The sequence below is a fragment of the Blautia argi genome (assembly GCF_003287895.1).
In the GTDB taxonomy this organism is placed as follows: domain Bacteria; phylum Bacillota; class Clostridia; order Lachnospirales; family Lachnospiraceae; genus Blautia; species Blautia argi.
In genome coordinates this window covers 1,788,054-1,810,717 of the sequence record NZ_CP030280.1, presented here as the reverse complement: position 1 = coordinate 1,810,717, position 22,664 = coordinate 1,788,054, and the positions used below count along the sequence as shown (strand labels likewise).

Annotated in this window: 22 protein-coding genes; 10 read left to right on the top strand and 12 right to left on the bottom strand. The window is 42.0% G+C overall.

Going from position 1 to position 22,664, the window contains the following annotated elements; all coding sequences use genetic code 11:
- Positions 1-6 precede the first annotated feature (6 nt).
- The 6 genes from DQQ01_RS16515 (at position 7) to DQQ01_RS08810 (ending at position 4,919) form a co-directional block, all read left to right on the top strand.
- A complete protein-coding gene (locus tag DQQ01_RS16515; protein WP_242980277.1) occupies positions 7-1,149 on the top strand; it encodes a carbohydrate-binding domain-containing protein in 1,143 nt (380 codons plus the stop codon).
- On the top strand, positions 1,059-1,952 hold the full coding sequence (locus DQQ01_RS16510) for a carbohydrate-binding domain-containing protein (RefSeq protein WP_242980722.1): 894 nt from the start codon (positions 1,059-1,061) through the stop codon (positions 1,950-1,952). Before DQQ01_RS16515 ends, DQQ01_RS16510 begins: the two co-directional genes overlap by 91 nt.
- Positions 1,949-2,281, top strand: a complete 333-nt coding sequence (locus DQQ01_RS16505) for a glycosyltransferase (RefSeq protein WP_242980275.1) — start codon at positions 1,949-1,951, stop codon at positions 2,279-2,281. Before DQQ01_RS16510 ends, DQQ01_RS16505 begins: the two co-directional genes overlap by 4 nt.
- Complete coding sequence (locus DQQ01_RS08825; RefSeq protein ID WP_242980274.1) at positions 2,262-3,008, top strand: GtrA family protein; 747 nt, start codon at positions 2,262-2,264, stop codon at positions 3,006-3,008. Before DQQ01_RS16505 ends, DQQ01_RS08825 begins: the two co-directional genes overlap by 20 nt.
- 1 nt (position 3,009) lies before the next feature.
- On the top strand, positions 3,010-3,915 hold the full coding sequence (locus DQQ01_RS08820; RefSeq protein WP_111919723.1) for a phosphodiester glycosidase family protein: 906 nt from the start codon (positions 3,010-3,012) through the stop codon (positions 3,913-3,915).
- Positions 3,916-4,310: 395 nt separating this feature from the next.
- On the top strand, positions 4,311-4,919 hold the full coding sequence (locus DQQ01_RS08810) for a GTP pyrophosphokinase (RefSeq protein WP_111919721.1): 609 nt from the start codon (positions 4,311-4,313) through the stop codon (positions 4,917-4,919).
- 857 nt (positions 4,920-5,776) lie between these two features.
- Here DQQ01_RS08810 and DQQ01_RS08800 read toward each other — a convergent pair.
- Positions 5,777-6,508, bottom strand: coding sequence for a tRNA lysidine(34) synthetase (locus DQQ01_RS08800; RefSeq protein WP_111919719.1), 732 nt, complete (start codon positions 6,506-6,508; stop codon positions 5,777-5,779).
- Between the two features lie 300 nt (positions 6,509-6,808).
- Here DQQ01_RS08800 and DQQ01_RS08795 point away from each other — a divergent pair, with 300 nt between their 5' ends.
- The 3 genes from DQQ01_RS08795 (at position 6,809) to DQQ01_RS08785 (ending at position 10,065) form a co-directional block, all read left to right on the top strand.
- Positions 6,809-8,092 (top strand): AI-2E family transporter, encoded by a 1,284-nt coding sequence (locus DQQ01_RS08795; RefSeq protein ID WP_111919718.1) that lies wholly within the window; start codon positions 6,809-6,811, stop codon positions 8,090-8,092.
- 32 nt (positions 8,093-8,124) lie between these two features.
- Entirely contained in the window at positions 8,125-8,577 is a 453-nt protein-coding gene (dtd, locus tag DQQ01_RS08790; RefSeq protein WP_111919717.1) for a D-aminoacyl-tRNA deacylase, read from the top strand.
- Between the two features lie 423 nt (positions 8,578-9,000).
- On the top strand, positions 9,001-10,065 hold the full coding sequence (locus DQQ01_RS08785; RefSeq protein WP_111919716.1) for a tyrosine-type recombinase/integrase: 1,065 nt from the start codon (positions 9,001-9,003) through the stop codon (positions 10,063-10,065).
- Here DQQ01_RS08785 and DQQ01_RS08780 read toward each other — a convergent pair.
- Both DQQ01_RS08780 and DQQ01_RS08775 read right to left on the bottom strand, forming a co-directional pair.
- On the bottom strand, positions 10,062-11,489 hold the full coding sequence (locus DQQ01_RS08780; RefSeq protein WP_111919715.1) for an FAD-dependent oxidoreductase: 1,428 nt from the start codon (positions 11,487-11,489) through the stop codon (positions 10,062-10,064). The genes DQQ01_RS08785 and DQQ01_RS08780 overlap by 4 nt on opposite strands.
- 64 nt (positions 11,490-11,553) lie before the next feature.
- Positions 11,554-12,030 carry a hypothetical protein gene (locus tag DQQ01_RS08775; RefSeq protein WP_111919714.1) on the bottom strand — a complete coding sequence of 159 codons (477 nt, stop codon included), beginning with the start codon at positions 12,028-12,030 and terminating at the stop codon, positions 11,554-11,556.
- Positions 12,031-12,148: 118 nt separating this feature from the next.
- Here DQQ01_RS08775 and rbr point away from each other — a divergent pair, with 118 nt between their 5' ends.
- Positions 12,149-12,757, top strand: coding sequence for a rubrerythrin (rbr, locus tag DQQ01_RS08770; protein WP_111920874.1), 609 nt, complete (start codon positions 12,149-12,151; stop codon positions 12,755-12,757).
- Between the two features lie 217 nt (positions 12,758-12,974).
- Here rbr and DQQ01_RS08765 read toward each other — a convergent pair whose 3' ends face one another.
- The 9 genes from DQQ01_RS08765 to DQQ01_RS08725 form a co-directional block, all read right to left on the bottom strand.
- A complete protein-coding gene (locus DQQ01_RS08765) occupies positions 12,975-13,328 on the bottom strand; it encodes a hypothetical protein (RefSeq protein ID WP_111919713.1) in 354 nt (117 codons plus the stop codon).
- Positions 13,329-13,365: 37 nt separating this feature from the next.
- Positions 13,366-14,730, bottom strand: coding sequence for a PFL family protein (locus DQQ01_RS08760; protein WP_111919712.1), 1,365 nt, complete (start codon positions 14,728-14,730; stop codon positions 13,366-13,368).
- A gap of 27 nt (positions 14,731-14,757) precedes the next feature.
- Complete coding sequence (locus tag DQQ01_RS08755) at positions 14,758-15,030, bottom strand: ACT domain-containing protein (RefSeq protein WP_111919711.1); 273 nt, start codon at positions 15,028-15,030, stop codon at positions 14,758-14,760.
- A 76-nt stretch (positions 15,031-15,106) separates the two neighbouring features.
- Positions 15,107-15,904: an MBL fold metallo-hydrolase gene (locus tag DQQ01_RS08750; RefSeq protein WP_111919710.1), complete on the bottom strand. Its 798-nt coding sequence runs from the start codon at positions 15,902-15,904 to the stop codon at positions 15,107-15,109.
- Complete coding sequence (gene coaE, locus DQQ01_RS08745; RefSeq protein WP_111919709.1) at positions 15,891-16,493, bottom strand: dephospho-CoA kinase; 603 nt, start codon at positions 16,491-16,493, stop codon at positions 15,891-15,893. Before coaE ends, DQQ01_RS08750 begins: the two co-directional genes overlap by 14 nt.
- 29 nt (positions 16,494-16,522) lie before the next feature.
- Complete coding sequence (gene polA, locus DQQ01_RS08740; RefSeq protein ID WP_111919708.1) at positions 16,523-19,168, bottom strand: DNA polymerase I; 2,646 nt, start codon at positions 19,166-19,168, stop codon at positions 16,523-16,525.
- A gap of 27 nt (positions 19,169-19,195) precedes the next feature.
- On the bottom strand, positions 19,196-20,020 hold the full coding sequence (locus DQQ01_RS08735) for a purine-nucleoside phosphorylase (protein WP_111919707.1): 825 nt from the start codon (positions 20,018-20,020) through the stop codon (positions 19,196-19,198).
- A 91-nt stretch (positions 20,021-20,111) separates the two neighbouring features.
- A complete protein-coding gene (gene galT, locus DQQ01_RS08730; protein WP_111919706.1) occupies positions 20,112-21,602 on the bottom strand; it encodes a UDP-glucose--hexose-1-phosphate uridylyltransferase in 1,491 nt (496 codons plus the stop codon).
- A gap of 132 nt (positions 21,603-21,734) precedes the next feature.
- Positions 21,735-22,646: an ArsR/SmtB family transcription factor gene (locus tag DQQ01_RS08725; protein ID WP_111919705.1), complete on the bottom strand. Its 912-nt coding sequence runs from the start codon at positions 22,644-22,646 to the stop codon at positions 21,735-21,737.
- Positions 22,647-22,664: the final 18 nt, after the last annotated feature.

Below are 22,664 nucleotides of genomic sequence, written 5' to 3'. Positions count from 1 at the left end.
TGACAGATGAGAAAAAAGGAAGTTATATTGTTTATCCTGATGGGAACATTGTTGTTATCCGGCTGTAGTGCAAAGACAGAAGAAAATGCACAGCAAAGTACAGAAAATTCAGATACTGTAAGTACTTCGATTATGGAAATTGATACATCCGACATGTTTTCAGACAGGGACAAAGAAGTGGGTTATGAAGAAACAGAAAGCGTTGCCATTTCTCTTGCTGATGGAGGTTCTGCCTGCGAGTCAGACGCTGTGTCTATCACAGAAAATACAGTGACAATTAAAGAGGAAGGAACTTATGTGCTTTCAGGGGCTCTTTCAGATGGGATGGTGATCGTAGAGGCAGAAGATACGGATAAAATTCAGCTTGTATTCAATGATGTAAGTATTTCCAGCTCTCAGTCGGCAGCATTGTATATCAAATCTGCGGATAAAGTTTTTGTTACGACTGTTTCGGGAACGGAAAACAACCTGGAACACAACGGCACTTACACTGCTATCGATGAAAACAATATTGATGCAGCAGTATTTTCTAAATCAGATTTGACGTTGAATGGAGAAGGAACCCTTACAGTCACAGCTCAGGAAGGACATGGGATTGTATCAAAAGACGATTTGATTCTTACAAGCGGAACCTATGTAATCACAAGTGCCAGTCATGGAATTTCGGGAAAAGATAGCGTCCGTATCGCCAATGGTTCTTATACGATTGTATCAGAAAAAGATGGTATCCATGCAGAAAATACGGAGGATACCAGCCTTGGATTTGTGTATCTGGCAGGAGGAACCTTTGATATTTCTTCTCAGCAGGATGGAATCAGCGCCAGTTCATGGTTACAGGCAGAAGATGGAACCTATACCATTTTGACGGGAGAAGGAAGTTCCAGTGTACAAAGTCAGAGCAGCAGAGAAGGACACCCCATGGAACAGATGCAGCAGGAAAATGCGGAAGAAGATACAACCAGTATCAAAGGGATAAAAGCTGGTACGCAATTGGTATTGAATGATGGAACTTATGATATTGACAGTGAAGATGATGCACTTCTCATTCCAATGGAAATCTGGCTGTCAACGGAGGAACATATACATTATCGTCAGGAGATGACGGAATACATGCGGATGTTAATGCAACGATTTCCGGTGGGAACATAGATATCGCTCAAAGCTATGAAGGAATCGAAGGGTTAAGCATTGATATCACCGGTGGGGAGATTGCAGTGCAGGCATCTGATGACGGTATGAATGCTGCCGGCGGCAATGACAGCAGCGGTACAGAGGGATTCCGAGGAGGAGGCGATCAGTTTTCATCCACAGATGGCGCATATATCAATATTGCTGGAGGTACTCTTCGGGTCAATGCTTCCGGAGATGGCATCGACTCTAATGGGGATGTTACAGTTTCCGGAGGGGAAACTTATGTATCCGGTCCTACCAATGATGGAAATGGAACCTTAGATTATAGTGGAATAGCTCAAGTCACAGGTGGAATTTTTGCGGCTTCTGGTTCTTCTGGCATGGCACAAAGCTTTGACTCTTCTTCCACACAAGGAGTGATTATGGTAAACGTAGATGCGCAGGAGGCAAATACGAATATTGAACTGCTTAACAGCAACGGAGCAGAGCTTTTAAACTGGACAGCAGAAAAGCAATATTCTTCTATTATTGTAAGTTGTCCGGAAATCGAAGAAGGAGAAACTTACACAGTAAAAGCCGGAACAACAGAACAAAGTATCACCATGGATAGTCTTGTGTATGGAAGTAATGCTTCAGGTGGAGGAGTACCTGGAAATAACGACGGCAAAAGAGGAGGCAGGAAAGAAGGTGGCATGCAGGGTGGAACTGATAACGGGCAGTTGCCGGGAAATATGGAAAGACCTCAGGGAAATACACCGCCTGACGCTCCGTCCGGTGAGAATACAGATAACGGAACATCAGAAGGAGGTAGCAGCTTATGAGCCAATACCTGAAAATTGCTTTGATTCCAGCATATAATCCGGAGGAGTGCCTGATTCAGGTAGTACAGCAATTAAGCGAAAAAGGTTTCTGGATTTTAATCGTAGATGATGGAAGTGACAAAGAACATAAGCCAATCTTTCAGGAAATAGACGATGCCGGAAATGTACTGATTCTGCCACATGAGACAAACAAGGGGAAAGGCAGCGCCTTAAAAACAGGGATGGCGTATATTCAAAATCACATATCCGAAAATTATGTGGTAGTGACTGCGGATGCAGACGGTCAAACACAGAGCAAAAGATGTAGAAATGGTATGGAAAGAGGCTAAAAACCATCCGGGATGTCTGGTTCTTGGAAGCAGAAAAATACAGAAGGAAACTCCCTTAAAAAGCAGGATAGGTAACCAGATTACCCGTATAGCCTATATGCTTATCACAAGTGTCCACATTTATGATACCCAGACAGGACTTCGTGCTTTTGATAAGACACTTCTTCCGGAATTGCTTACAATTCCGGGAGAACGGTATGAGTATGAAATGAATGTGTTATTAGTATGTTCCAGAAAAAAGATTTCTCTAAGGGAAATTAGGATTGAGACCATTTATATCAATGACAATGCCGGTTCTCATTTTAATCCTTTGAGAGATTCCTACAAGATTTATAAAGAGATTTTTAGGTTTTCTGCCTCATCTATGGTGAGTTTTATTCTTGACTATGGAATATACAGTCTGTTTCTTTGGTTGACTGCAAGTTTTTCAAAAAGTATTTCCTTGTTTCTTTCCAATGTAATGGCAAGAATCTTGAGTGGGTGTTTTAATTATCAGGTAAACCGTAATCTGGTTTTTCAAGAAAAAACAGATTCAGGGAGAACCGCTGTGCAGTACGTTTTGTTAGCAGCAGGAATTTTGGCAGGAAATACGATTCTTCTGGAAGTTTTCATATATCTTGGTATGAATCAGTATATAGGAAAACTTTGTACGGAACTGATATTTTTCATCATAAGCTGGTTTATTCAAAGGACATTCATATTCAGGCGGCAAAGAAGTGGAGGTTAAAATGTTCAAATATTTAAAGAAGCATTGGAGCTGTATTCTATATGGTGTAGCGCTGTTTGGGTTCACCTGTTATCTGCTCATGGATACTTTTTTAATTTCACAAGTTTACCGTGTGGCAGAGAAAACAGAAGGGCAGAATATTGCCGGAGAAGATAAGCAGGAAGAAACTATGGCAGAGGCATCAGAAACCTCTTATGAAGATGGAAAGATTTCTATTACTCTGAATGAATACAGGGAGGAGGATACCACAATCTATGTAGCAGATATTGTACTTTCTTCTCCGGAATATCTTAAAACTGCTTTTGCACAAAATAGTTACGGAAAAAATGTAACAGAGAAAACTTCGGAAATTGCAGAGGAAGTCAATGCTATACTGGCAATTAACGGAGATTACTACGGCGCACAGAAAAAGGGCTATGTACTCCGAGATGGGACTTTATACCGCAGCGAAGCAGAAAAAGACCAGGAAGATCTGGTTATTTATGAAGATGGAAACTTTGAAATCATCACAGAAGAAGAGATTACCGCAGAAGAGCTTTTAGAACAAGGAGCAAAGGAAATATTGTCTTTCGGCCCTGCACTGATAGAAAATGGAACGATTTCTGTGACAGAAAAAGATGAGGTGGGAAAAGCCATGGCGAGCAATCCGAGAACAGCCATTGGAATCATAGATAATCTTCACTATGTGTTTGTGGTTTCTGATGGAAGAACAGAAGAAAGTGAAGGCTTATCGCTTTTAGAACTGGCAGAATTTATGTATAGTATTGGTGTAGAAACTGCATACAATTTGGCTGGTGGTGGTTCATCTACCATGTATTTCAACGGGGAAGTAGTCAATAATCCCACAACCAGTGGACGAAGCGTGAAGGAAAGGAGTGTGAGTGATATTGTCTGCATCGGGTATTGAAAGATCCGGAAAAGAAATAGAGAAACTTGTGTTTACTTATCTAATTGTAACTCTGGTTTGTGCCGGCTTTGGAGCTGTTTATGAATTTTTTAGCCATGGAGTCTACTCGTATTATATACTTTACGCTTTTATGATTCCATTTTTGGGAGGCACAGTTTATTTTTACTGTATACTGTACTTTCGTAGCAAAATTCCAGGATGTATAGCACGCCGCTTTCAGCATTTTGGTATTTTGACACTAACAGTTGGATGCATGGTCTGTGGAATATTAGAAATATACGGAACAACTAACCGTCTGGTAATTTTCTATTTTATTGTTGGTGGAATGTTCCTTGTTATCGGGAACTTCATGTATTTGCTGCAAAAGAATTAGTATGTAAAAGGGAGGTGGATATTTGACACTGGAAGAATATTATGGAAATAAATTTCCCTTATTAAAACAAGGAGAAACTTATTTAAAGACATTAATGGAAACCTACCCAAATTTCTGTAATAAAGATGGGTTGCAGGCAATTTTATATATTAAAACAAGAATCAAAACTCCTGAAAGTATGATAGAAAAATTAAAAAGACATGGAATGAAAGAAGATAGTCAGACTGCACTTCAACATATTCATGATGCACTGGGAGTCAGGGTAATTTGTTCTTTTGTGGAAGATGTATATCAAATTGCAAAGTGGCTACAGGAAAGAAATGAGATTCAGATCATGGAGAAGAAAGATTATATTGCTTATCCAAAACCTAATGGTTACAGAAGCCTTCATTTGATTATACGGTTTGCAACAGATGATTTGAAAGGTATTACTGCTGAGATTCAGCTTCGAACCATTGCTCTTGATTTTTGGGCGGCATTGGAACATCAGATAAAATATAAACATAATGTTCCTCATGAAGAAATCATTAGAAGTGAACTGAAAAGATGCGCGGATGAAATAGCTTCTGTAGATTTATCAATGCAGACGATTCGAGATATATTGCAAAATGATATATGGGAGCAGACATAAATAGAAATAGTGATAGATTACTGCGTATGAATTTTGCTTGTCATAAAGAGAAATTTAGAAGAGAAAGTATCACATTAAAAAAGAAATGTAGTAACTTATGAAAAACGGGTATGTACAAAGTGTTTATTAAAATATAAAACCCCATGAACAGATTGTCAGTACATCAGGAAGTTTTCAGGACGTTTATGTTGTAAGCAAAGAGAAGTGGGAGAAGCTCAATCAGAAAAATTTTGAAAATCTATATCTTGAATTTTATACAGGATATGAAGATTCAGAGTGATTAAATCATTTGAATACAGCTGATAAACTGGAAAAAGTTCTGGCACATGATGATATTAATTATGACTATACGTATGCTTTTGCTACACTGGGAAATTATTATAATACAGAATCCTTAATGAGAAAATTATGTACTTTCGTTGGATTTTCTGTAAGCTTAATTTTTCCTGTTGCGTTTGTAAGTCTTATTTACTTTATACTTCTTTGAAAAGAAAAAAAGAAATATGAATCCATGTTATAGGTTAGGCTTTTCTCAAAAAGAAATGTACCGTACTATCGGACGAAAAATAAAAGTGTTATTGTGGATACCATTTCTGATTGCAATTATAATTATGTGGTCTGGAATTCTCTATATTGATTCTCAAAGTGCTGTCAGCAGTTTTGGAATGTCGATAAAATATAGTATTACCTTTATTGCTGTATATTTCATTTTCTACCATTTTGTAAATATCATCTATCGAAGAAAAATTTTTTTTCAATGTGTGATGAAAAGGAAATCTGTGTAAGAGAACCAGGTGTGCGAAAACTAAGAGGGTTTCGCACACCTTGGTTCTCAAAATTCTCAATAGTTATTTGCTCTATTTATGATGTTTGACTTCATGCCACCCATTGATATTGCTGTTTAAAATAGCAGTAAACATTCGTTCCTTTGCACCCGGATTTTCCCGGTTCAGATTTGCCACCAGTTCTTTGGCATACTGGCGCTTCGTATAGCCGTCTACAGGGCAGGGGCTTTTCTCAATTTCCAGATGATACATATTTTTAAAGCCAATGACATCAGCTTCGTTGACAAAGAGCAGGGGGCGGATAACGGTTAAATCCATACGGTCCAGATAAGTTTTGGGAGCAAATGTATGGAATCTGCCTTCATAAATGAGAGAGAGCAGCATGGTTTCTATGATATCGTCTTTGTGATGGGCATAGGCAATCTTATTGCAGCCCAGTCTTTTTGCTTCTGTATTTAAGGCGCCTTTTCGCATTTTCGCACACAGGGAACAGGGATTGCTTTCTTTTCTTTCCTGAAAAATAATGGGCGCGATGTCTGTTTTCACCACATGAAAAGGAACCTCTAATTCTTTACATAAGTTTTCGATTTTACCCAGAGAAAAATCAGGGTGTCCCAAATCTACGGTAATGGCCTCCATGGTAAATGACTTTGGATAAAATCTCATAAGACCGTGAAGGGCATAAAGCATGGCAAGGCTGTCCTTTCCACCGGAAACACCAACTGCAATTTTATCCCCTTCTTCTATAAGCTGAAATTCGTCTACCGCTTTTCTGGTAAGACTCAGTAATTTCTGTAATTTCATACAATACAGTCCTTTCTACTAGTTTGTATAAGTCCCCTGAATCATAGCATAAAAATAAGAAAAAGGAAACAATTTTTTACGGTTTTCCCCACAAGGAGGGAAATTCGTGGTATAATAATTACACGTTGTGCAATCCAAGCCGAAGTATTCGGCTTGCTGCCACGATGTGGCAGATTATACCGGGCAAGTCACGGCTTGAAAAGTAAATGCCTTGTAGGCGCTTCCTTTTCTGCGCACGTGGTAGAATGATTGCATGTTATGCAATTTTCGCAACGAAATCAATAGGAACGGAGGCTCAGCATGAAATTTCGTTGGAATAAAAAGTATCTGTACTGGGGAATGACGGCTTTTGCGGTTGTCTGTGCCAGCTTGTTGTTTTATTTTGTGATTTTCCGTATGCATGTATTGTTTAATGGTATTCGGAAAATTATCAGCATTATGATGCCCGTTATCTGCGGTGCAGTCATTGCCTATCTTTTGATTCCTGTGGTGAATTTTCAGGAAAGAAAGATTTTTCGGTATTTGAAAGAAAAGAAACATGTGGTATTGGAAAAAAACTATAAAAGAGTTGTGAGATATCTTTGTATTGCTACCTCTTTATTATTTGCATTTTTCATTATATATTCTCTTTTGTCCATGGTTGTACCGAGCATTTTAGATAATATTATCAGCATTATCAATGATTCACCACGATATGTCCAGAATATTCGCCATTGGCTGGAATCAATATTAAAGGATAATCCAGAGTGGCAGGATATTGTTTTTGACTATCTGAACCGATATTCTCCAAAAGTGGAAACCTTTTTAAACACAGAGGTGCTTCCCCAAGTAAAAGCAATCCTTCAATCCCTGACAACCGGCGTGTTTGGAACCCTGGTATTTATTAAGAATCTGCTTATTGGACTGATTATTTCGGTGTATTTAATGGCAGGAAAAGAAGAATTTGTTACGCAGTCTAAAATGTTGGTGTATGCCCTGTTTGATACAGAACGAGCAAATACAATTATAAGGGGATTTCGCTTTACGCATAAAACCTTTGGCGGATTTATCAATGGAAAGATTATTGACTCTGTTATTATCGGGATTTTGTGTTATATTGGAACCTCTCTTATCGGTACCCCATATAAGCTGCTGGTCAGCGTTATTGTAGGTGTGACCAATGTGATTCCATTTTTTGGTCCCTATCTTGGAGCTATTCCGAGTGCGTTTATTATTTTAATGGTAAACCCTATGCACTGCCTGTATTTCCTGATTTTTATTCTGATTCTACAGCAGTTTGACGGAAATATTTTAGGACCGAAGATTTTAGGGGATTCCACAGGATTGTCCAGCTTTATGGTAATTGTGGCAATTTTACTTTTCGGAGGTCTTATGGGAATTCCCGGAATGATTATCGGCGTACCTTTGTGGGCGGTTATGGTGGCAGGAGTCAGGCATTTCCGTAATCATGAATTACGAAAAAAATCTATGCCTACAGACGAAAAGGCATATGAAAATATTCGATATATTGACCCCAGGACACTACAGCCGGTAAGTTTTGAAGAGCAGGAGGAAGTGAAAAAGATACAGGACCCGAAAGAGTGATACAGAATATGTAAAATAGGAGAGGAGAGGCTATGAAGCTTGTAATACAAAAGGTAAGTCATGCCGGAGTGGAAATAGAAAACGGCGGCATGGCGGAGATTAAAAAAGGATTTCTGGTGCTGGTAGGTATTGGTAAAGAAGATACAAAAGAAACGGTAGACCAGTATGTGAAAAAAATGATAAATCTTCGGATATTTGCTGATGAGCAGGGAAAGACGAACCTTTCTCTGGCAGATGTAAATGGAGAAGTTCTTTTGGTTTCCCAGTTCACTCTTTATGCAAACTGTAACAAGGGTAATCGTCCTAGCTTTTTTGATGCCAGAAACCCTCAGGAAGCAGAGGAATTGTATAAGTATATGGTAGAAAAAGTCAGGGAGAGTGTTCCGGTAGTCAAAACCGGAAGGTTTGGAGCATATATGAAGGTTTCTCTTGTAAATGAGGGACCGTTTACAATCCTGTTAGATGAAAATACGTTTGCAAAATAAATAAAGATTAAAATAGAAATGAAGAAAAGATGCTTTTGGACGGATATGCTATATTAAATAGGAGTGCCCTAAAAGTATCTTTTCTTTTTTATTTTATAAATATTGTTATGTTTCCTTGCGAGCGGTTTTAACAGACAGAAAGCTACAGATATAGAATTGCTGAAAAATATGATTGACCATAATTATATTATGTAAAATATAATACCTGAAGCGTTAAAAAATGCAGATGTGAAATGGAATGAAGCTTTGCATAGGGCAAATACAGTATTGAAATAGGAAAAATATACGGAATATCTATAAAACAGCAGTCCTTGTTCTTTAAAATAGTTTAGCGGACAAATACAGATTTAACCGAAAAACTATAGCTTTTTTCTTACTTTTATGATAAACTACTCTCAAAACAATGAATTTTGGAGGTTTTTTATGGCAAAGCCAATTACATACCGTGAACAGGAAAAAATTGAAAATACAGTAAAGCTCCGTGAATTTCTTACAGAGCTTCCCCCATACGTCAAGGATTATTTCCGCGCCAAGGAACCTACGACCTCGGATAAAACCCGTTTGTCCTATGCATATGACCTTCGTGTCTTTTTTCGCTTTTTGCAGCTTACCAATCCCGCTTTAAAGGAAAAATCCATGGCTGATATCTCTGTTCAGGATTTATCCCTTTTAGAGCCTGTGGATTTTGAGGAATTTGAGGAATATTTAAAAGCCTATAAAACCACGGATAATCGTCTGGAAACCAATTCTCGTACAGGAATTGCAAGAAAAATGTCCTGTTTACGTAGTTTTTATGATTATTTATGCAAACGTCAGCTTTTGCAGACGAATCCGGTACGTCTGGTTGATATGCCGAAAATCAAAGAAAAAGCCATTATCCAACTGGACCCTGATGAGGTCGCAAATCTTCTGGATCATATTGAAAATTATGGAAAACAGTTGACTGGCGTTCAGCTTTATCACTATAACAAACAAAAGTGCCGGGATATTGCAATCATTACTCTCCTGCTTGGAACAGGCGTTCGTGTATCTGAACTGGTGGGATTAAACATTGGTGATGTAGACTTTAAAAACAATGGTATTCGGATTCTGCGAAAAGGCGGAAACGAAATGATTGTATATTTTGGTACTGAGGTGGAACAGGCATTACAGGACTATCTGGAAATTTCCAGAAATGCCATTACCCCGGTTGCAGGTCATGAGGAGGCACTCTTCCTCTCCGGACAGAGAAAGCGTATCAGTGTGGACGCAGTGGAAAAAATGGTGAAGAAATACGCTTCTGCTGTTTCCGTTAAAACCATTACCCCTCACAAGCTGCGAAGTACTTATGGTACAGCCCTTTACCGGGAAACCGGGGATATTTATCTGGTAGCTGATGTTTTGGGACATGCTGATGTCAATACCACGAAAAAGCACTATGCCAAATTAAGTGATGAGCGGAGGCGTTCTGCTTCAAAGGCTGTGGTGTTGCGTGAAAAACCGGATTAAATAGGGGTTTGTGCAGGCCCATTTAAAAGTTTTCCGCGATAATCAAATCTGGAGCCATGGCAGGGACAGTCCCAACTTTTTTCATCTGGATTCCAGGAAAGCTGACAGCCCAGATGAGGACAACGGATTTTGACGGCATAGACATGTCCCTGTTCATCTTTGTAAATGCCGATTTTCTTTCCTTCATGTGTGACAATGCCCCCATGTCCGGGCATAAGATCCTTGGCAGTAAGCTGAGGATTTTTCAAAAAAGGTCTTACCAGCTCCTTTGCAGAACGAAGCCCGTCTGACAGGAAAAAATCCATATCCTTTATGGGAAAGCGCTGCGGTGAAAAAATTTCCCGGTTGGGATTGGGAATCCGGCAGATTTCGTCCCGCAGAAGCATGGCTGCAGCCATAGATGTGGTCATGCCCCACTTTTGAAAGCCGGTTGCCACGTACCAGTCTTCTTTTCCGGCAGAGAATTTTCCGATATAGGGGATAGAATCAGCTGTTACACAGTCCTGTGCAGACCAGCAGCAAATTTCCCGGCTTTTTGGAAACCATTGCTCTGCTCTCTTTCTAAGCCTCTGATACCGGGAAGCTTCGTCATTTTCACCACAGCGGTGTCCCTCTCCGCCTAAGAGCAGGCAGCTTCCAAAGCTTCGGAAGGAATAGCTGTTCTTTTCTGCCCCGATATACATACCATTTGGAAGCGGTGCATTTTCCAACGCCAGAACATAAGAGCGCTCCTGATGCATTCTGGCAAAATACAGCCCCGGAATATTCACAAAGGGAAAATGGCAGGCAAATATAATGTTTTCTGCTTTTACCTGTCCTTCCGGAGTTGTGAGCATATGCCCTTCTGCCCTCTTCACAGGAGTATTTTCGTAAATGGTCAGATCCTGTGTCAGGGCAGACAGGAATTTCAAAGGGTGAAACTGTGCCTGGTTGCGGAATTTGACCGCACCCCAGACCGGGAAAGGCAGAGTCAGATGCTCTCTGGAAAGCTCTGCAGGAAGTCCCAGACTTTTGGCCGCCCGTATCTCTTCCTCTAATCTCCCTGCACTTTTTCCGTATACATAAGAACAGACGGTTTCAAAATTACAGTCTATGTTCTCTGTTTGGATTATGCGCATATATTCTTTTCTGGCATTTTCGTTGGCAAGAGCATATTGTCTTGCTTTAGCAGTTCCGTATTTTTCTATCATGTTTGCATAACACATACCATGCTGTGAAGTGATTTTTGCAGTGGTATTTCCTGTTTGTCCGCTTCCGACAGAATAGCGTTCCAGTACAACTGCCTTTTTCCCGGACTTTTGAAGCTGCCATGCAGTCAGGACTCCGGTCATACCACCTCCGATAATGGCAATCTCTGTTTCAATTTCACCTTTTAAGGAAGGTCTTTTTTCCAGTTTACAAGAATTTGCCCAAATAGAATCCATGTATTTCCTCCTGTGCTTTTTCTGTCTATTTATCTCCAATTGGTATGTTTTTATACCCCGTTGCCTAAGGGCACATAACAATGATTCGCTGGGGTGCTGTCTGAGCCGGAATACTGAAGGTTGTATTGGTATAATAAACCAGCAGCTCTTCATCTCCCGGATTACAGGAAAAACGCTGTCCGTTTAAGGTGGAAATTCTGGTGGTAGGAGAAAGATTCAGTTTCAGGGAATTGTCTTCTGAAACCAGATTTCTGTCAAAATAATCCAGCGTTACGTTTTGATTCTGCCGCAGCACGGTTACCAGTTCTGCCTGATATTGAGGCGGATAAATAGCAGGTGCGGGAAGGCTGGTATCATAAAAAGCAGCCACTCGCATGCCTCTTCTTAAACGTATGTTGTCAATCACCAGAGTTTCTCCTGTCACCACAAAATTTATGGTTTCTGTTTCCGTCTGTACTGCCATGAGGAAGCTGCAGCAAGAGGTTCCTCTTGAAATATTCTGAATGCTACCGATGACTTTTTGATACGTTTCGTATGCCATAAAAATTCCTTTTTCTTTTAGCTTATGTAAAAACTACAAAAGAAGTTCAGAAATTTCTTATTTTGTATCAGGTATGATTTTAAAGCTGCAGGGTATAATACCAGAGGATAAGGAGGTTATGAACATGGAATTAAAAGACAGTATTACCAAAGAAAACCTTATGCGCGCCTTTGCCGGAGAAAGTCAGGCACGAAACCGTTACACCATAGCAGCGTCCCAGGCACACAGAGAGCATATGGCTGCTCTAGAAGCGGTCTTTCTTTTTACGGCCAATCAGGAAAGAGAACACGCAGAAATTTTTTATAAACACCTCTCTCCTTTGGCGCAGCATAATATTTCCATTGACGGAAACTATCCCGTAGATATTTCCGGGGATATTGCGCAGCTTCTGCGTTTTGCAGAGAAAAATGAGATGGAGGAACACGATGATGTCTACCGTGCCTTTGAAGAAAAAGCCCGGGAGGAAGGATTTCAGGATATCGCAGGCTCTTTCCATATGATTGGAGAAATTGAGAAAATTCATGGGAAGAGATTCGGTATGCTGGCAGAACTTTTAGAAGAAAAGAAATTGTTTGTGTCAGAGGTAGAAACTTCCTGGATTTGTTTAAAATGCGGACATGTCTATACAGGGCTGCAGGTGCCGGAAAAATGCCCGGTGTGCGGTCACGACAGAGGATATTATCTCCGTCTGGAATTACTGCCATGTGCGGTGGGAAATACACTTTAGGCGTTTTTGCAAGCCTTGCTTTTTATAGGAATTATGCTTTTTATCACATAGGATTCCGAAGGGATTTCCTATGTGATAAAATAAAACAGAATTACAATATGAAATTGCCGGTCTGGTGCTTCCGCCTTATGTAATGTTTCCGCTCTTCTCCCTTGTTTGTATATGGATTCTTTCCCCTTTTATATATAGGGGATTCCGGAAGCATGAAATCCGGTAATTACCAGGTATTGCTTTTGCGGTTTCGGTATTTCAGGTTGTTTCGGATACGTCCGCCGTATCCTGCACACAGCAGGAGGAGAAAGACGATTACAACAATCAGAGAAAGTCTTCCTCCTGTGTAAGCAGTAATCCATGCATAAGCGTTTAAGAGTAAAAGTAAAATACCCCAGTAAAGGCATACCGTTCCTTCACCCCTGCACCAGGCTTTGTTTTCCTCCTTTCGGTCTTCTTCAAAGCCCGGTGTGGGGAATTTTTTTCTGCGAAACATAAAGATTGCCCGTACAAGATAATACATGCCGAAAATTCCTGAAAATTGAAGGATAATGCTGATTACAACTTCAATAGATTCCATTTTTTCTCCCTGTACAGTGAAAACAGTTTCATTTTTATTAGTTCTTAAAGCTGTGGATTGGCGCCGGGATCCTTCCTGTACGGTTTACAAAATTTTCACAGGAATAAGGATTTACCGGCATAACCGGCGCATATCCCAAAAGACCGCCGAATTCTACGGTTTCTCCCACGCCTTTTCCGATAACCGGAATTATACGCACAGCTGTGGTCTTCTGATTTACCATACCAATGGCACATTCGTCTGCAATAATGCCGGAAATGGTAGACGCCTTGGTATCTCCCGGAATGGCAATCATGTCAAGTCCTACGGAGCAGACACAGGTCATGGCTTCCAGCTTTTCAATGGTCAGGGCATTTGCCACAACTGCGTCAATCATACCCTGGTCTTCGCTGACCGGAATAAAAGCGCCGCTTAAACCGCCCACATAAGAGGACGCCATGACGCCTCCCTTTTTCACCTGGTCATTTAAAAGAGCCAATGCTGCAGTTGTTCCCGGTGCGCCTGCGTATTCTACGCCGATTTCATGGAGAATATCTGCTACACTGTCCCCGATTGCCGGTGTAGGTGCAAGGGAAAGGTCGATAATGCCAAAAGGAATGCCCAGACGTCTGGAAGCTTCCTGTGCCACCAGCTGTCCCACACGGGTAATCTTAAACGCAGTCTTTTTAATGGTTTCACACAGAATTTCAAAGTTCTTACCTCTTACCTGTTCCAGGGCTTTTTTTACAACGCCGGGACCGGATACCCCTACGTTAATCACCGCATCAGCCTCTGTCACACCATGGAAAGCCCCTGCCATAAAGGGATTGTCGTCGGGGGCGTTACAGAATACCACCAGCTTTGCACAGCCGAGAGAATCGTCTTCTTTGGTTGCCTCGGCTGTTTCCCGTACAATATTTCCCATGAGGCGTACTGCGTCCATGTTAATTCCTGTTTTTGTAGAACCCAGGTTTACAGAGCTGCAGACCCGTTCTGTAGAAGCAAGCGCTTCCGGAATGGAACGAATCAGCAGTTCATCTGCTGCTGTCATACCTTTACATACCGTTGCAGAGTAGCCGCCGATGAAGTTGACGCCAACCTCTTTTGCCGCCTTATCTAAAGTTTTTGCAAGGCTTACAAAATCCTCTGGTGTCTTGCAGGCAGCGCCGCCAATCAGGGCAATGGGCGTTACGGAAATACGTTTGTTTACCACCGGAATGCCAAATTCTTTGGAAATATCGTCCCCGGTTTCCACCAGGTGTCTGGCAAGCCCTGTGATCTTTTCATAGACCTTGCGGTTTACCTGCTGCAAATCAGAATCAATACAGTCCAAAAGGCTGATGCCCAAGGTAATGGTACGCACGTCCAGATTCTCTTCCGCAATCATTTTATTGGTTTCATTGACTTCATACATGTTAATCATAAGTGGATTTTGTCCTTTCTATCCGTCTTAAATTCTGTGCATTTTTGTGAAAATATCTTCCAGCTGTACGCGGATTACCACACCGATTTCCTTGCCCAGAGCTTCCAGTTCCTCAGAAATCACATTCAGCTTTTTAGCAGACATACTGGTATCTGTAATCATCATCATATTAAAATATCCGTCTACAATGGTCTGAGAAATATTCAGAATATTGATGTTGCTTTCTGCCAGGTAAGTGCATACCCTTGCAATAATTCCTACAGTGTCTTCTCCCACAACGGTGATAATGGTTTTCTTCATGCTTTACTCCTCGTTTCTTCCTTGATTTATGAAATTAAGCTTCATAATATATAAAAAGCCGATAAAAATGGCTTTTTTACACAGTTACCAAATCCGATACCTGCTCTCTGTGTGCTACAGCAATTTTAAAGTCTGAGGATTTCCAGGGATTGTCCCCCATGGTGACCTCTGAGCATACAGTTTCATAGGCAAGGGCTTCATAATTATTTTCTCTGCTTAAATGGCCCAGAAAAATGGCTTTCATGTGGTCATGCAGAAGGCGGCATAAAAGCCGTCCGGCATTTTCATTGGAGAGATGTCCCCGGTTGCCTAAAATACGTTGTTTTAAATAATAGGGATAGCTTCCCACCTGCAGCATATTGACATCATGATTGGCTTCCAAAAGCAGTACGTCAAGTCCTGCAAGATTTTTTACAATGTAATCATCATAAAATCCCAGGTCTGTGGCAATGCCCGCAGATTTTGTGCCGTGATTGACACGATAGCCCACAGGCTCTGCCGCATCGTGGGAAATAGAAAAGGGCTGCACCTCTAAATCTCCGATTTGAAAGGTTTTGTCTGCCTCTATGGGGTGAAAGAGTCCTTCCGGCATTTTTCCAAGGCTGTTCATGGACTGCATGGCCTCCATAGTGCCTCTGGTACAGTAAATGGGAATTTTGTGTTTTCTGGAAATCACCCCAAGCCCCTTAATGTGGTCAGAGTGTTCATGGGTAATTAAAATTCCGTCGCAATCCCCTGTGGTATGGTCAATGCTTCTCAATCCTTCTTCAATGCGTTTTCCGCTGATTCCTACGTCTACCAGCAGGCTGGTGGTATCACTGCCTACATAAATGCAGTTTCCGCTGCTGCCGCTGGCTATACTACACAGATTCATAATATGTCCTCATTTTCCGTTCAATCTGAAGATAAGTATGGGCTACATCTTCATCGTTATATAATTGGAAGTCGCAGCGTTCCTCAAAGACTTCGTCCGGAAGCTGGTTTTCCATAAGCTTTCTGATCTTCTCATCAGAATACCCTCTGTCCCGGCGCAGCCTTTCCATGCGTACTTCTTTTTCGCAATAAATATACCATATCTCATCGCAAATTTCATCATATTTTTCTTCCAGAAGCAAAGCTGCCTCAATAAAGAAAAATTCGGTTTCTTCTTTTTTGGAACGCTCGATTTCCCTTAAGATATATTTTTTTACCTCCGGATGTACAATATCGTCCAGTTTTTTCAGCATTTCCGGGTTGTCAAACACAATGGAGGCAATGGCGGAACGATCCAGGGACGTGTCGTCTTTTACCACCCATTCCCCGAAAAGGGAAATTACAGGCTCGTAACATTCCCGTCCGGGCATCATAAGCATATGCCCCACTTCATCTGCTTTTACCACTCTGGAATCAAAATGTTCTTCCAGATAATTTAAGACAGCGCTTTTACCACTTCCCACGCCGCCTGTCACTCCGATAATTCTCATAGACGTGTCCTCCTTTGTATTCTGTTTCCTTATTTTGCTTCATACCAGCTTTTTCCTGTATGCATATCAATTTCCAGGGATACGGATAAATCTGCAGCTCCCTTCATTTCCTGTTCCAGAATGGCAGAAACCTGTTCTATCTCGTCCTCTGCAGTTTCAATTAAAAGCTCATCGTGAATCTGCAGAATCAGCCTGGATTTTAAGTTCTCTTCTTTTAAACGGTGGCTGACCTGTATCATGGCAAGCTTGATAATATCTGCTGCGGTTCCCTGAATAGGAGAGTTCATGGCAACCCGCTCCCCAAAGGAACGTTGCATAAAGTTGCTGGATTTTAACTCTGGTACAGGGCGGCGGCGTCCGAACATGGTGCTTACATATCCGTTTTCCTTTGCATGCTGTACCAGTCCGTCTAAGAAGCCTTTAATCTTGGGATAAGTTTCAAAATAATTTTTAATATACTGTTCAGCTTCTTTTCTGGTAATGCTCAAATCCTGACTCAGTCCAAAGGAACTGATGCCGTATACGATTCCAAAATTTACGGCTTTGGCATTTCTTCTCTGAAGCTCCGTTACCTCCTCAAAGGGAATATGGAAGACCTGGGACGCGGTAATCCTGTGAATATCCTGAGCCTCCCGGTAGGCCTGTATCAGCTTTTCATCTCCTGACATATGGGCAAGAACACGAAGTTCTATCTGAGAGTAGTCCGCGTCCAGGAAGACATAGCCTTCCTTTGGGATAAAGACCTTCCGAAGCAGGCGTCCAAGTTTGGTTCTTACCGGAATGTTCTGCAGATTCGGCTCTGTGCTGCTGATTCTGCCTGTAGCAGTAATGGTCTGGTTAAAAGTGGAATGAATCCGTCCGCCCTTATCAATATATCCTGCCAGTCCGTCTGCATAGGTGGATTTTAATTTCGTAAGCTGCCTGTATTCCAGAATATCCGCCACAAGGGTATAATCTCCGGATAGCTTTTCCAGTACGTCTGCTGCTGTGGAATACCCTGTTTTGGTTTTCTTTCCACCTGGCATCTGCAGCTTTTCAAAGAGAATGACGCCAAGCTGTTTCGGAGAATTGATGTTAAATTCTTCCCCGGCCTGCTGCCAGATGTTCTTTTCCAGTTCTGTAATGCGTACCTGCAGCATTTCTCCGTATTCTTTTAATTCCTCGGCATTGACCCGAATCCCCTCTTTTTCCATGTCCGAGAGCGTAAAGAGCAGAGGCATTTCCATGTCTGTGTACAGTTTTTTCATATCCACAGCTTCCAGGGCGTCTAAAAGGGGCTGTCTTGCCTTTAACGCTGTGTAGGCCATATAACAAATGCTCTTTGCCAGTTCTTCCTCTTTTTCAAGGGCAGCTTTTGCATACGAAAGCTTTCCGAGAAGGTCTTCTTTTGCAGGCAGCATTTCACCCAGATATTCTCTGGCGATGTCGTCATAGGTGTACTCAGATTTCAAGGGATTCAAAAGATAGGCGGCAATCTGAGCGTCAAACATAGCGGTGTGGTGGGTGATATCCAGATGGCGCAACATGGCTTTTATATTTAAGGAAGCTACAGCCTTGCCCTGTTCGCAGAGCATTTTTGCCTTGTCAAGAAGATAGTCTTCTGTGAGAAAGCCCTGGGGAAGTATGGCGTGAACTTCTATATTGTTCCCTTCCCTGTAAGCAAGTCCCAGTCCCAGAAGCTGATTCTTTTCTTCCAGAAGTTCCAGTCCCACTTCTTCCTTTTCTTTTGCCAGAGTAAAGATTTCCTCTGTCTTTGTAAAATCTGTAAGAAGTTTAAAGTATTCTTCCGCCTTGCTGATGTTTCCGGTTTCCTCAAATCTGGATAAAAAGTTCTTAAATTCCAGTTCCTTGAAAAATTCATAGGCATCCGGGGTATACAAGTCATGGATTCTGGCTGCCTCCCAGTCATATTCTATGGGACTGTCAATGCAGATGGTTGCCAGTTCCTTGCTGAGTATTGCCAGATCATAGTGTTCCAGAAACGCATTTTTGGCTTTGTTTGGCTTAATATCCTCCACATGAGCATGGGCGTTTTCTACGCTTCCGTATTCCAGAAGCAGTTTTGTGGCGGTCTTTTCCCCAACGCCTGGAAGTCCGGGAATGTTGTCCGCGGTATCTCCCATTAATGCCTTTAATTCAATAATCTGCAGAGGTGTCAGTTGGTATGCTTCCTCTACGTCCTTTGCAAAATAATCTTCAATGGTGGTTTTTCCGCCCTTTGTTTTGGGAATCCGGATGCAGATATGATCTGTGGCGAGCTGAAGCAGATCCCGGTCGCCGGAAAGCACGGTAACGTCCATACCTTTTGCCTCGCTGCGTTTGGCGATGGTTCCTAAAAGGTCGTCTGCCTCGTATCCCTCCTTGGAAAGAAGGGGGATTCCCATGGCAGTCAGCACGTCCTTCATCACCGGTACCTGCTGCCGCAGTTCGTGAGGCATAGGTTTTCTGGTGCCTTTATAGGCATCGTACATTTTGTGCCGGAAGGTAGGGGCAGCAAGATCAAAGGCAACGGTCAGATAATCCGGCTTTTCCTCCTCTACCATTTTAAAAAGAATGTTTAAAAATCCATAAATGGCGTTGGTGTGAAGCCCCTCTGCATTTGTTAAATCCGGCAGTCCGTAAAAGGCTCTGTTCAAAATACTGTGTCCGTCTATGAGCAGGATTTTTTCCCTCATGATGTTCTCCTTATCTGTTTTTCTTTTTTACATACGGGATATGGCAGCCGTTAAAAGACGCTTGAAATCCGGCGCTTTTTTATCTGCGATTTCCTGTACCTCTTTGTGGTTTAGAGGATTCTCACTCATGCCGCAGGCAAGGTTGGTAATACAGGAAATACCGCAGATTTTCATGCCGCAGTGGTTGGCCGCAATAGCTTCACAGGCAGTACTCATTCCCACAGCATCTGCCCCAAGGCTTCGGCACATACGCACCTCTGCAGGGGATTCATAGTTTGGTCCTGTAAGCTGGATATAAACGCCCTTTTGCAGTGGAATGTCCAGTTCCTTTGCTGTATGAAAAAGCAAGTCCTGTAAATCTTTATCATAAATTTCACTCATGTCGCTGAATCGTTCTCCAAGCTGGGATACGTTGGGGCCGATTAAGGGGGAGGGAACAAAGGAAGCAATCTGGTCTGTAATTACCATGAAATCCCCTGCCTGAAATTGGAAGTTTACACCCCCTGCTGCATTTGTAAGAAACAGGATTTCAGCACCCAAAAGTTTCATCAGCCTTACTGGAAGCACCACATCGGTCATGGAATATCCTTCGTAATAATGGACTCTTCCCTGCATAATGATAACAGGTACTTTGTTTATATAGCCAAGGATAAACCTGCCCTTGTGTCCAGGCACCGTAGAAACCGGAAATCCCTGGATTTCCTCATAAGGTATAATTTCCCGAATTTCAATTTCTTCTGCGTAATCACCCAGACCGGAGCCCAGGATTAACGCTACCCGTGGTATAAAGTCTGTCTTTTCCCGTACACTGGCAAGACAGCTTTGGAGTTTTTCATATACCGGATTCATAATTATCCCTCTTTTCTTTGTTTACCAAACAGTATAGCATAAAAAAAGCAAAAAAGACAGGCACACACCTATCTTTTTTGTATTCTCTCTGAAATTATAAGGCGTTGATGAAGCGTTTAAAGGCCTCTCTGCCTTCTTCGGTGCATTTATAAACACCTGCGTCCTCCAGTACATGGACAAAGACCTGTCCAACTTCCTCCTGAAGGATATCCATGACATTTTCTTCTGTGATTTCTGTATATTTCGGTAAAAATTCCTTTACCCAATCTGCATGTTTTGCCAGCATTTCATTTTGTGCAGGGTCTTTTCCCTCCAGAAGATAGGTTGCTAAAAGTTCCAGCTCCTCTTTTAATCTGGCAGGAAGTACGGCAAGCCCCATAACCTCGATTAAGCCGATGTTTTCTTTTTTAATATGATGATAAGCGGCATGTGGGTGATACAGACCTAAAGGGTGTTCCTCTGTTGTAATATTGTTTCTGAGGGTCAAATCCAGTTCGAAGAAATCTCCGCGTTTTCTGGCAATAGGAGTAATGGTATTGTGGGGTTCTCCCTCTGTTTCTGCAAAGATAAAGGCAGCCTCGTCTGTATAGCCTCTCCATACCTCCAACACATGACTTGCCAGATCAATAAGCCGTTTTTCGTCCTTGCAGCGGATTCGCAGCACAGATAGTGGCCATTTTACAATACCTGCTTCCACGTCCTCATATCCCGGAATGGTGACATACTCTTCTATAGGCGCTTTTTCCATGGCAAAGCTATAGTGTCCGCCCTGGAAATGGTCGTGACTTAAAATAGAACCGCCTACAATGGGAAGGTCTGCATTAGAACCCAGGAAATAATGTGGGAACAGCTTGATAAAATCAAACAACTTGATAAATGTATTCCGCTCAATTTTCATGGGAACGTGCTGTCCGTTAAAGACAATGCAGTGTTCATTGTAATACACATAGGGAGAATACTGGAAGCCCCACTGACAGCCATTAATCGTAATGGGAATGATTCTGTGGTTCTCTCTTGCCGGGTGGTTCAGGCGTCCAGCATAGCCTTCGTTTTCCATGCAGAGAAGACATTTCGGGTAGCTGCTTTGTTTTGCATTTTTTGCTGCTGCAATGGCTTTTGGGTCTTTCTCCGGTTTGGACAGGTTAATAGTAATGTCAATGGTGCCGTAAGGGCTTTCTACTGTCCACTTTCTGTCCTTTTTAATACGGTAACGGCGGATATAATCGCTGTCCCGACTTAATTTGTAGAAATAATCCGTTGCGGCCTGAGGGCTCTCCTCATAGGTTTTCCAAAATGTTTCCTGTACCTGTGCCGGACGGGGCATCAGGCAGTTCATAATCTTGGTATCAAACAGATCCCGGTATCCGATGCTGTCCTCAATGATATTTCTCTTTACTGCTTCGTCCAGAAGATTTTTTAAAATGGTTTCTAAATCCGTGCAGACTTCTGTGTCCGTTGGTTCCTCGTACTCTTCTTCCTGAAACAAATCCAGAAGCAGGTTAATGGTATAGTTTTTTTCGCATGCAGGTATCAGACCGGTGTCTAATCCATACTGTATCAAATCTCTGATGTGTCTGTTCAACATTTTGTTTTCCTCCCAATTCCTTTGTCAGCGTATGTTTCTGCTTTCTATTTTAAAACATTTTTTATGTTTTAATTCATTTTTTATGTTTATAAAAGAATTATAGCACAGAACGGATAGATGTAAAGCCTTTTTTCAAAATTTCAGGCGCATAACCAAATCCTGGGGATAATCCCCAAAAGAGCTTCCGAAAATATTTACACCCCCAACATGCACTGCGTCCTCTTTGATGCCGATACGCACAGAAATATAAGGACCTTCAGCCAGGGCATAGTTATGAAGATTTTGCTTGTTTACCAGGCGTCCATCCAGATAAGTGCCTTTTTCATCAATATGCCAGGTTTTCAGATTGCCGTACTGGGTATTTTTGTCTTCCCACCAGTCCGGATTCAGTTTTCCCCTGCGTCCTCCAAAGTCTGAGGGACAGGTCCAGGTACCTGCCTCCATGCCGTTAATCCACAGGGTAATGTCGGAAGGGCAATCCAGATTGTAATCAGCAGTTTCGGAGCACAGCTCTGCAGAAAAATCAAGAGCTTTTAAGGTATGCTTCTGCAATCCGGCGTTTGGAAAACGGTATTCCAGATATCCGGAGGAAAACCACACCAGCTTTGCAGTTGTCCGTCTGGGGTCATAAAAGCAGCGTGGCTCGTCCTCTCCGTCAATGTATTCCTCTTCGTTTACCATGCCGCAGGTGGGTGTGATTTTATAGTCCACATAATTTCCCACAGGCATGGAAATTACTTCTTCTCTTTGTCGGTCATTCTTTTTCTGCAAATCCAGCATAAGGGTGGTTTCCTGCCGGATACACAGTTTCATGGCGCCGCGGATACCGGGCTTTAGTTCTGTACGAATAAGCTCTGCCTCCTCCAGCACCCGTACATGGAGCGCTGCGGAGGAAGAGGGAATCTGCAGAATCTCTGCTATTTCATTGATACAAAGAGGTCCATCCTGTAAAAGCCCCAAAATTCTCAGACGGATTTCTGAAGAGAGGGCCTTTCCCAGCGCAGTAAGTTCTTTTTCTTCTTCCAGATTGATTCTTTTCCCCATTTTATGTGTCCTCGCGTT

Bases quoted from the DNA above. Each gene is read 5' to 3' on its own strand.
- DQQ01_RS08760 (WP_111919712.1), bottom strand. From the start codon at position 14,730: ATGATTAACATGTATGAAGTCAATGAAACCAATAAAATGATTGCGGAA.
- DQQ01_RS08755 (WP_111919711.1), bottom strand. From the start codon at position 15,030: ATGAAGAAAACCATTATCACCGTTGTGGGAGAAGACACTGTAGGAATT.
- DQQ01_RS08785 (WP_111919716.1), top strand. From the start codon at position 9,001: ATGGCAAAGCCAATTACATACCGTGAACAGGAAAAAATTGAAAATACA.
- DQQ01_RS16505 (WP_242980275.1), top strand. From the start codon at position 1,949: ATGAGCCAATACCTGAAAATTGCTTTGATTCCAGCATATAATCCGGAG.
- DQQ01_RS08800 (WP_111919719.1), bottom strand. From the start codon at position 6,508: ATGAAATTACAGAAATTACTGAGTCTTACCAGAAAAGCGGTAGACGAA.
- galT (WP_111919706.1), bottom strand. From the start codon at position 21,602: ATGTTGAACAGACACATCAGAGATTTGATACAGTATGGATTAGACACC.
- DQQ01_RS08820 (WP_111919723.1), top strand. From the start codon at position 3,010: ATGTTCAAATATTTAAAGAAGCATTGGAGCTGTATTCTATATGGTGTA.
- DQQ01_RS08825 (WP_242980274.1), top strand. From the start codon at position 2,262: ATGGTATGGAAAGAGGCTAAAAACCATCCGGGATGTCTGGTTCTTGGA.
- DQQ01_RS08780 (WP_111919715.1), bottom strand. From the start codon at position 11,489: ATGGATTCTATTTGGGCAAATTCTTGTAAACTGGAAAAAAGACCTTCC.
- rbr (WP_111920874.1), top strand. From the start codon at position 12,149: ATGAACATGGAATTAAAAGACAGTATTACCAAAGAAAACCTTATGCGC.
- dtd (WP_111919717.1), top strand. From the start codon at position 8,125: ATGAAGCTTGTAATACAAAAGGTAAGTCATGCCGGAGTGGAAATAGAA.
- DQQ01_RS08750 (WP_111919710.1), bottom strand. From the start codon at position 15,904: ATGAATCTGTGTAGTATAGCCAGCGGCAGCAGCGGAAACTGCATTTAT.
- DQQ01_RS08775 (WP_111919714.1), bottom strand. From the start codon at position 12,030: ATGGCATACGAAACGTATCAAAAAGTCATCGGTAGCATTCAGAATATT.
- DQQ01_RS08765 (WP_111919713.1), bottom strand. From the start codon at position 13,328: ATGGAATCTATTGAAGTTGTAATCAGCATTATCCTTCAATTTTCAGGA.
- DQQ01_RS08795 (WP_111919718.1), top strand. From the start codon at position 6,809: ATGAAATTTCGTTGGAATAAAAAGTATCTGTACTGGGGAATGACGGCT.
- polA (WP_111919708.1), bottom strand. From the start codon at position 19,168: ATGAGGGAAAAAATCCTGCTCATAGACGGACACAGTATTTTGAACAGA.
- DQQ01_RS08725 (WP_111919705.1), bottom strand. From the start codon at position 22,646: ATGGGGAAAAGAATCAATCTGGAAGAAGAAAAAGAACTTACTGCGCTG.
- DQQ01_RS16515 (WP_242980277.1), top strand. From the start codon at position 7: ATGAGAAAAAAGGAAGTTATATTGTTTATCCTGATGGGAACATTGTTG.
- coaE (WP_111919709.1), bottom strand. From the start codon at position 16,493: ATGAGAATTATCGGAGTGACAGGCGGCGTGGGAAGTGGTAAAAGCGCT.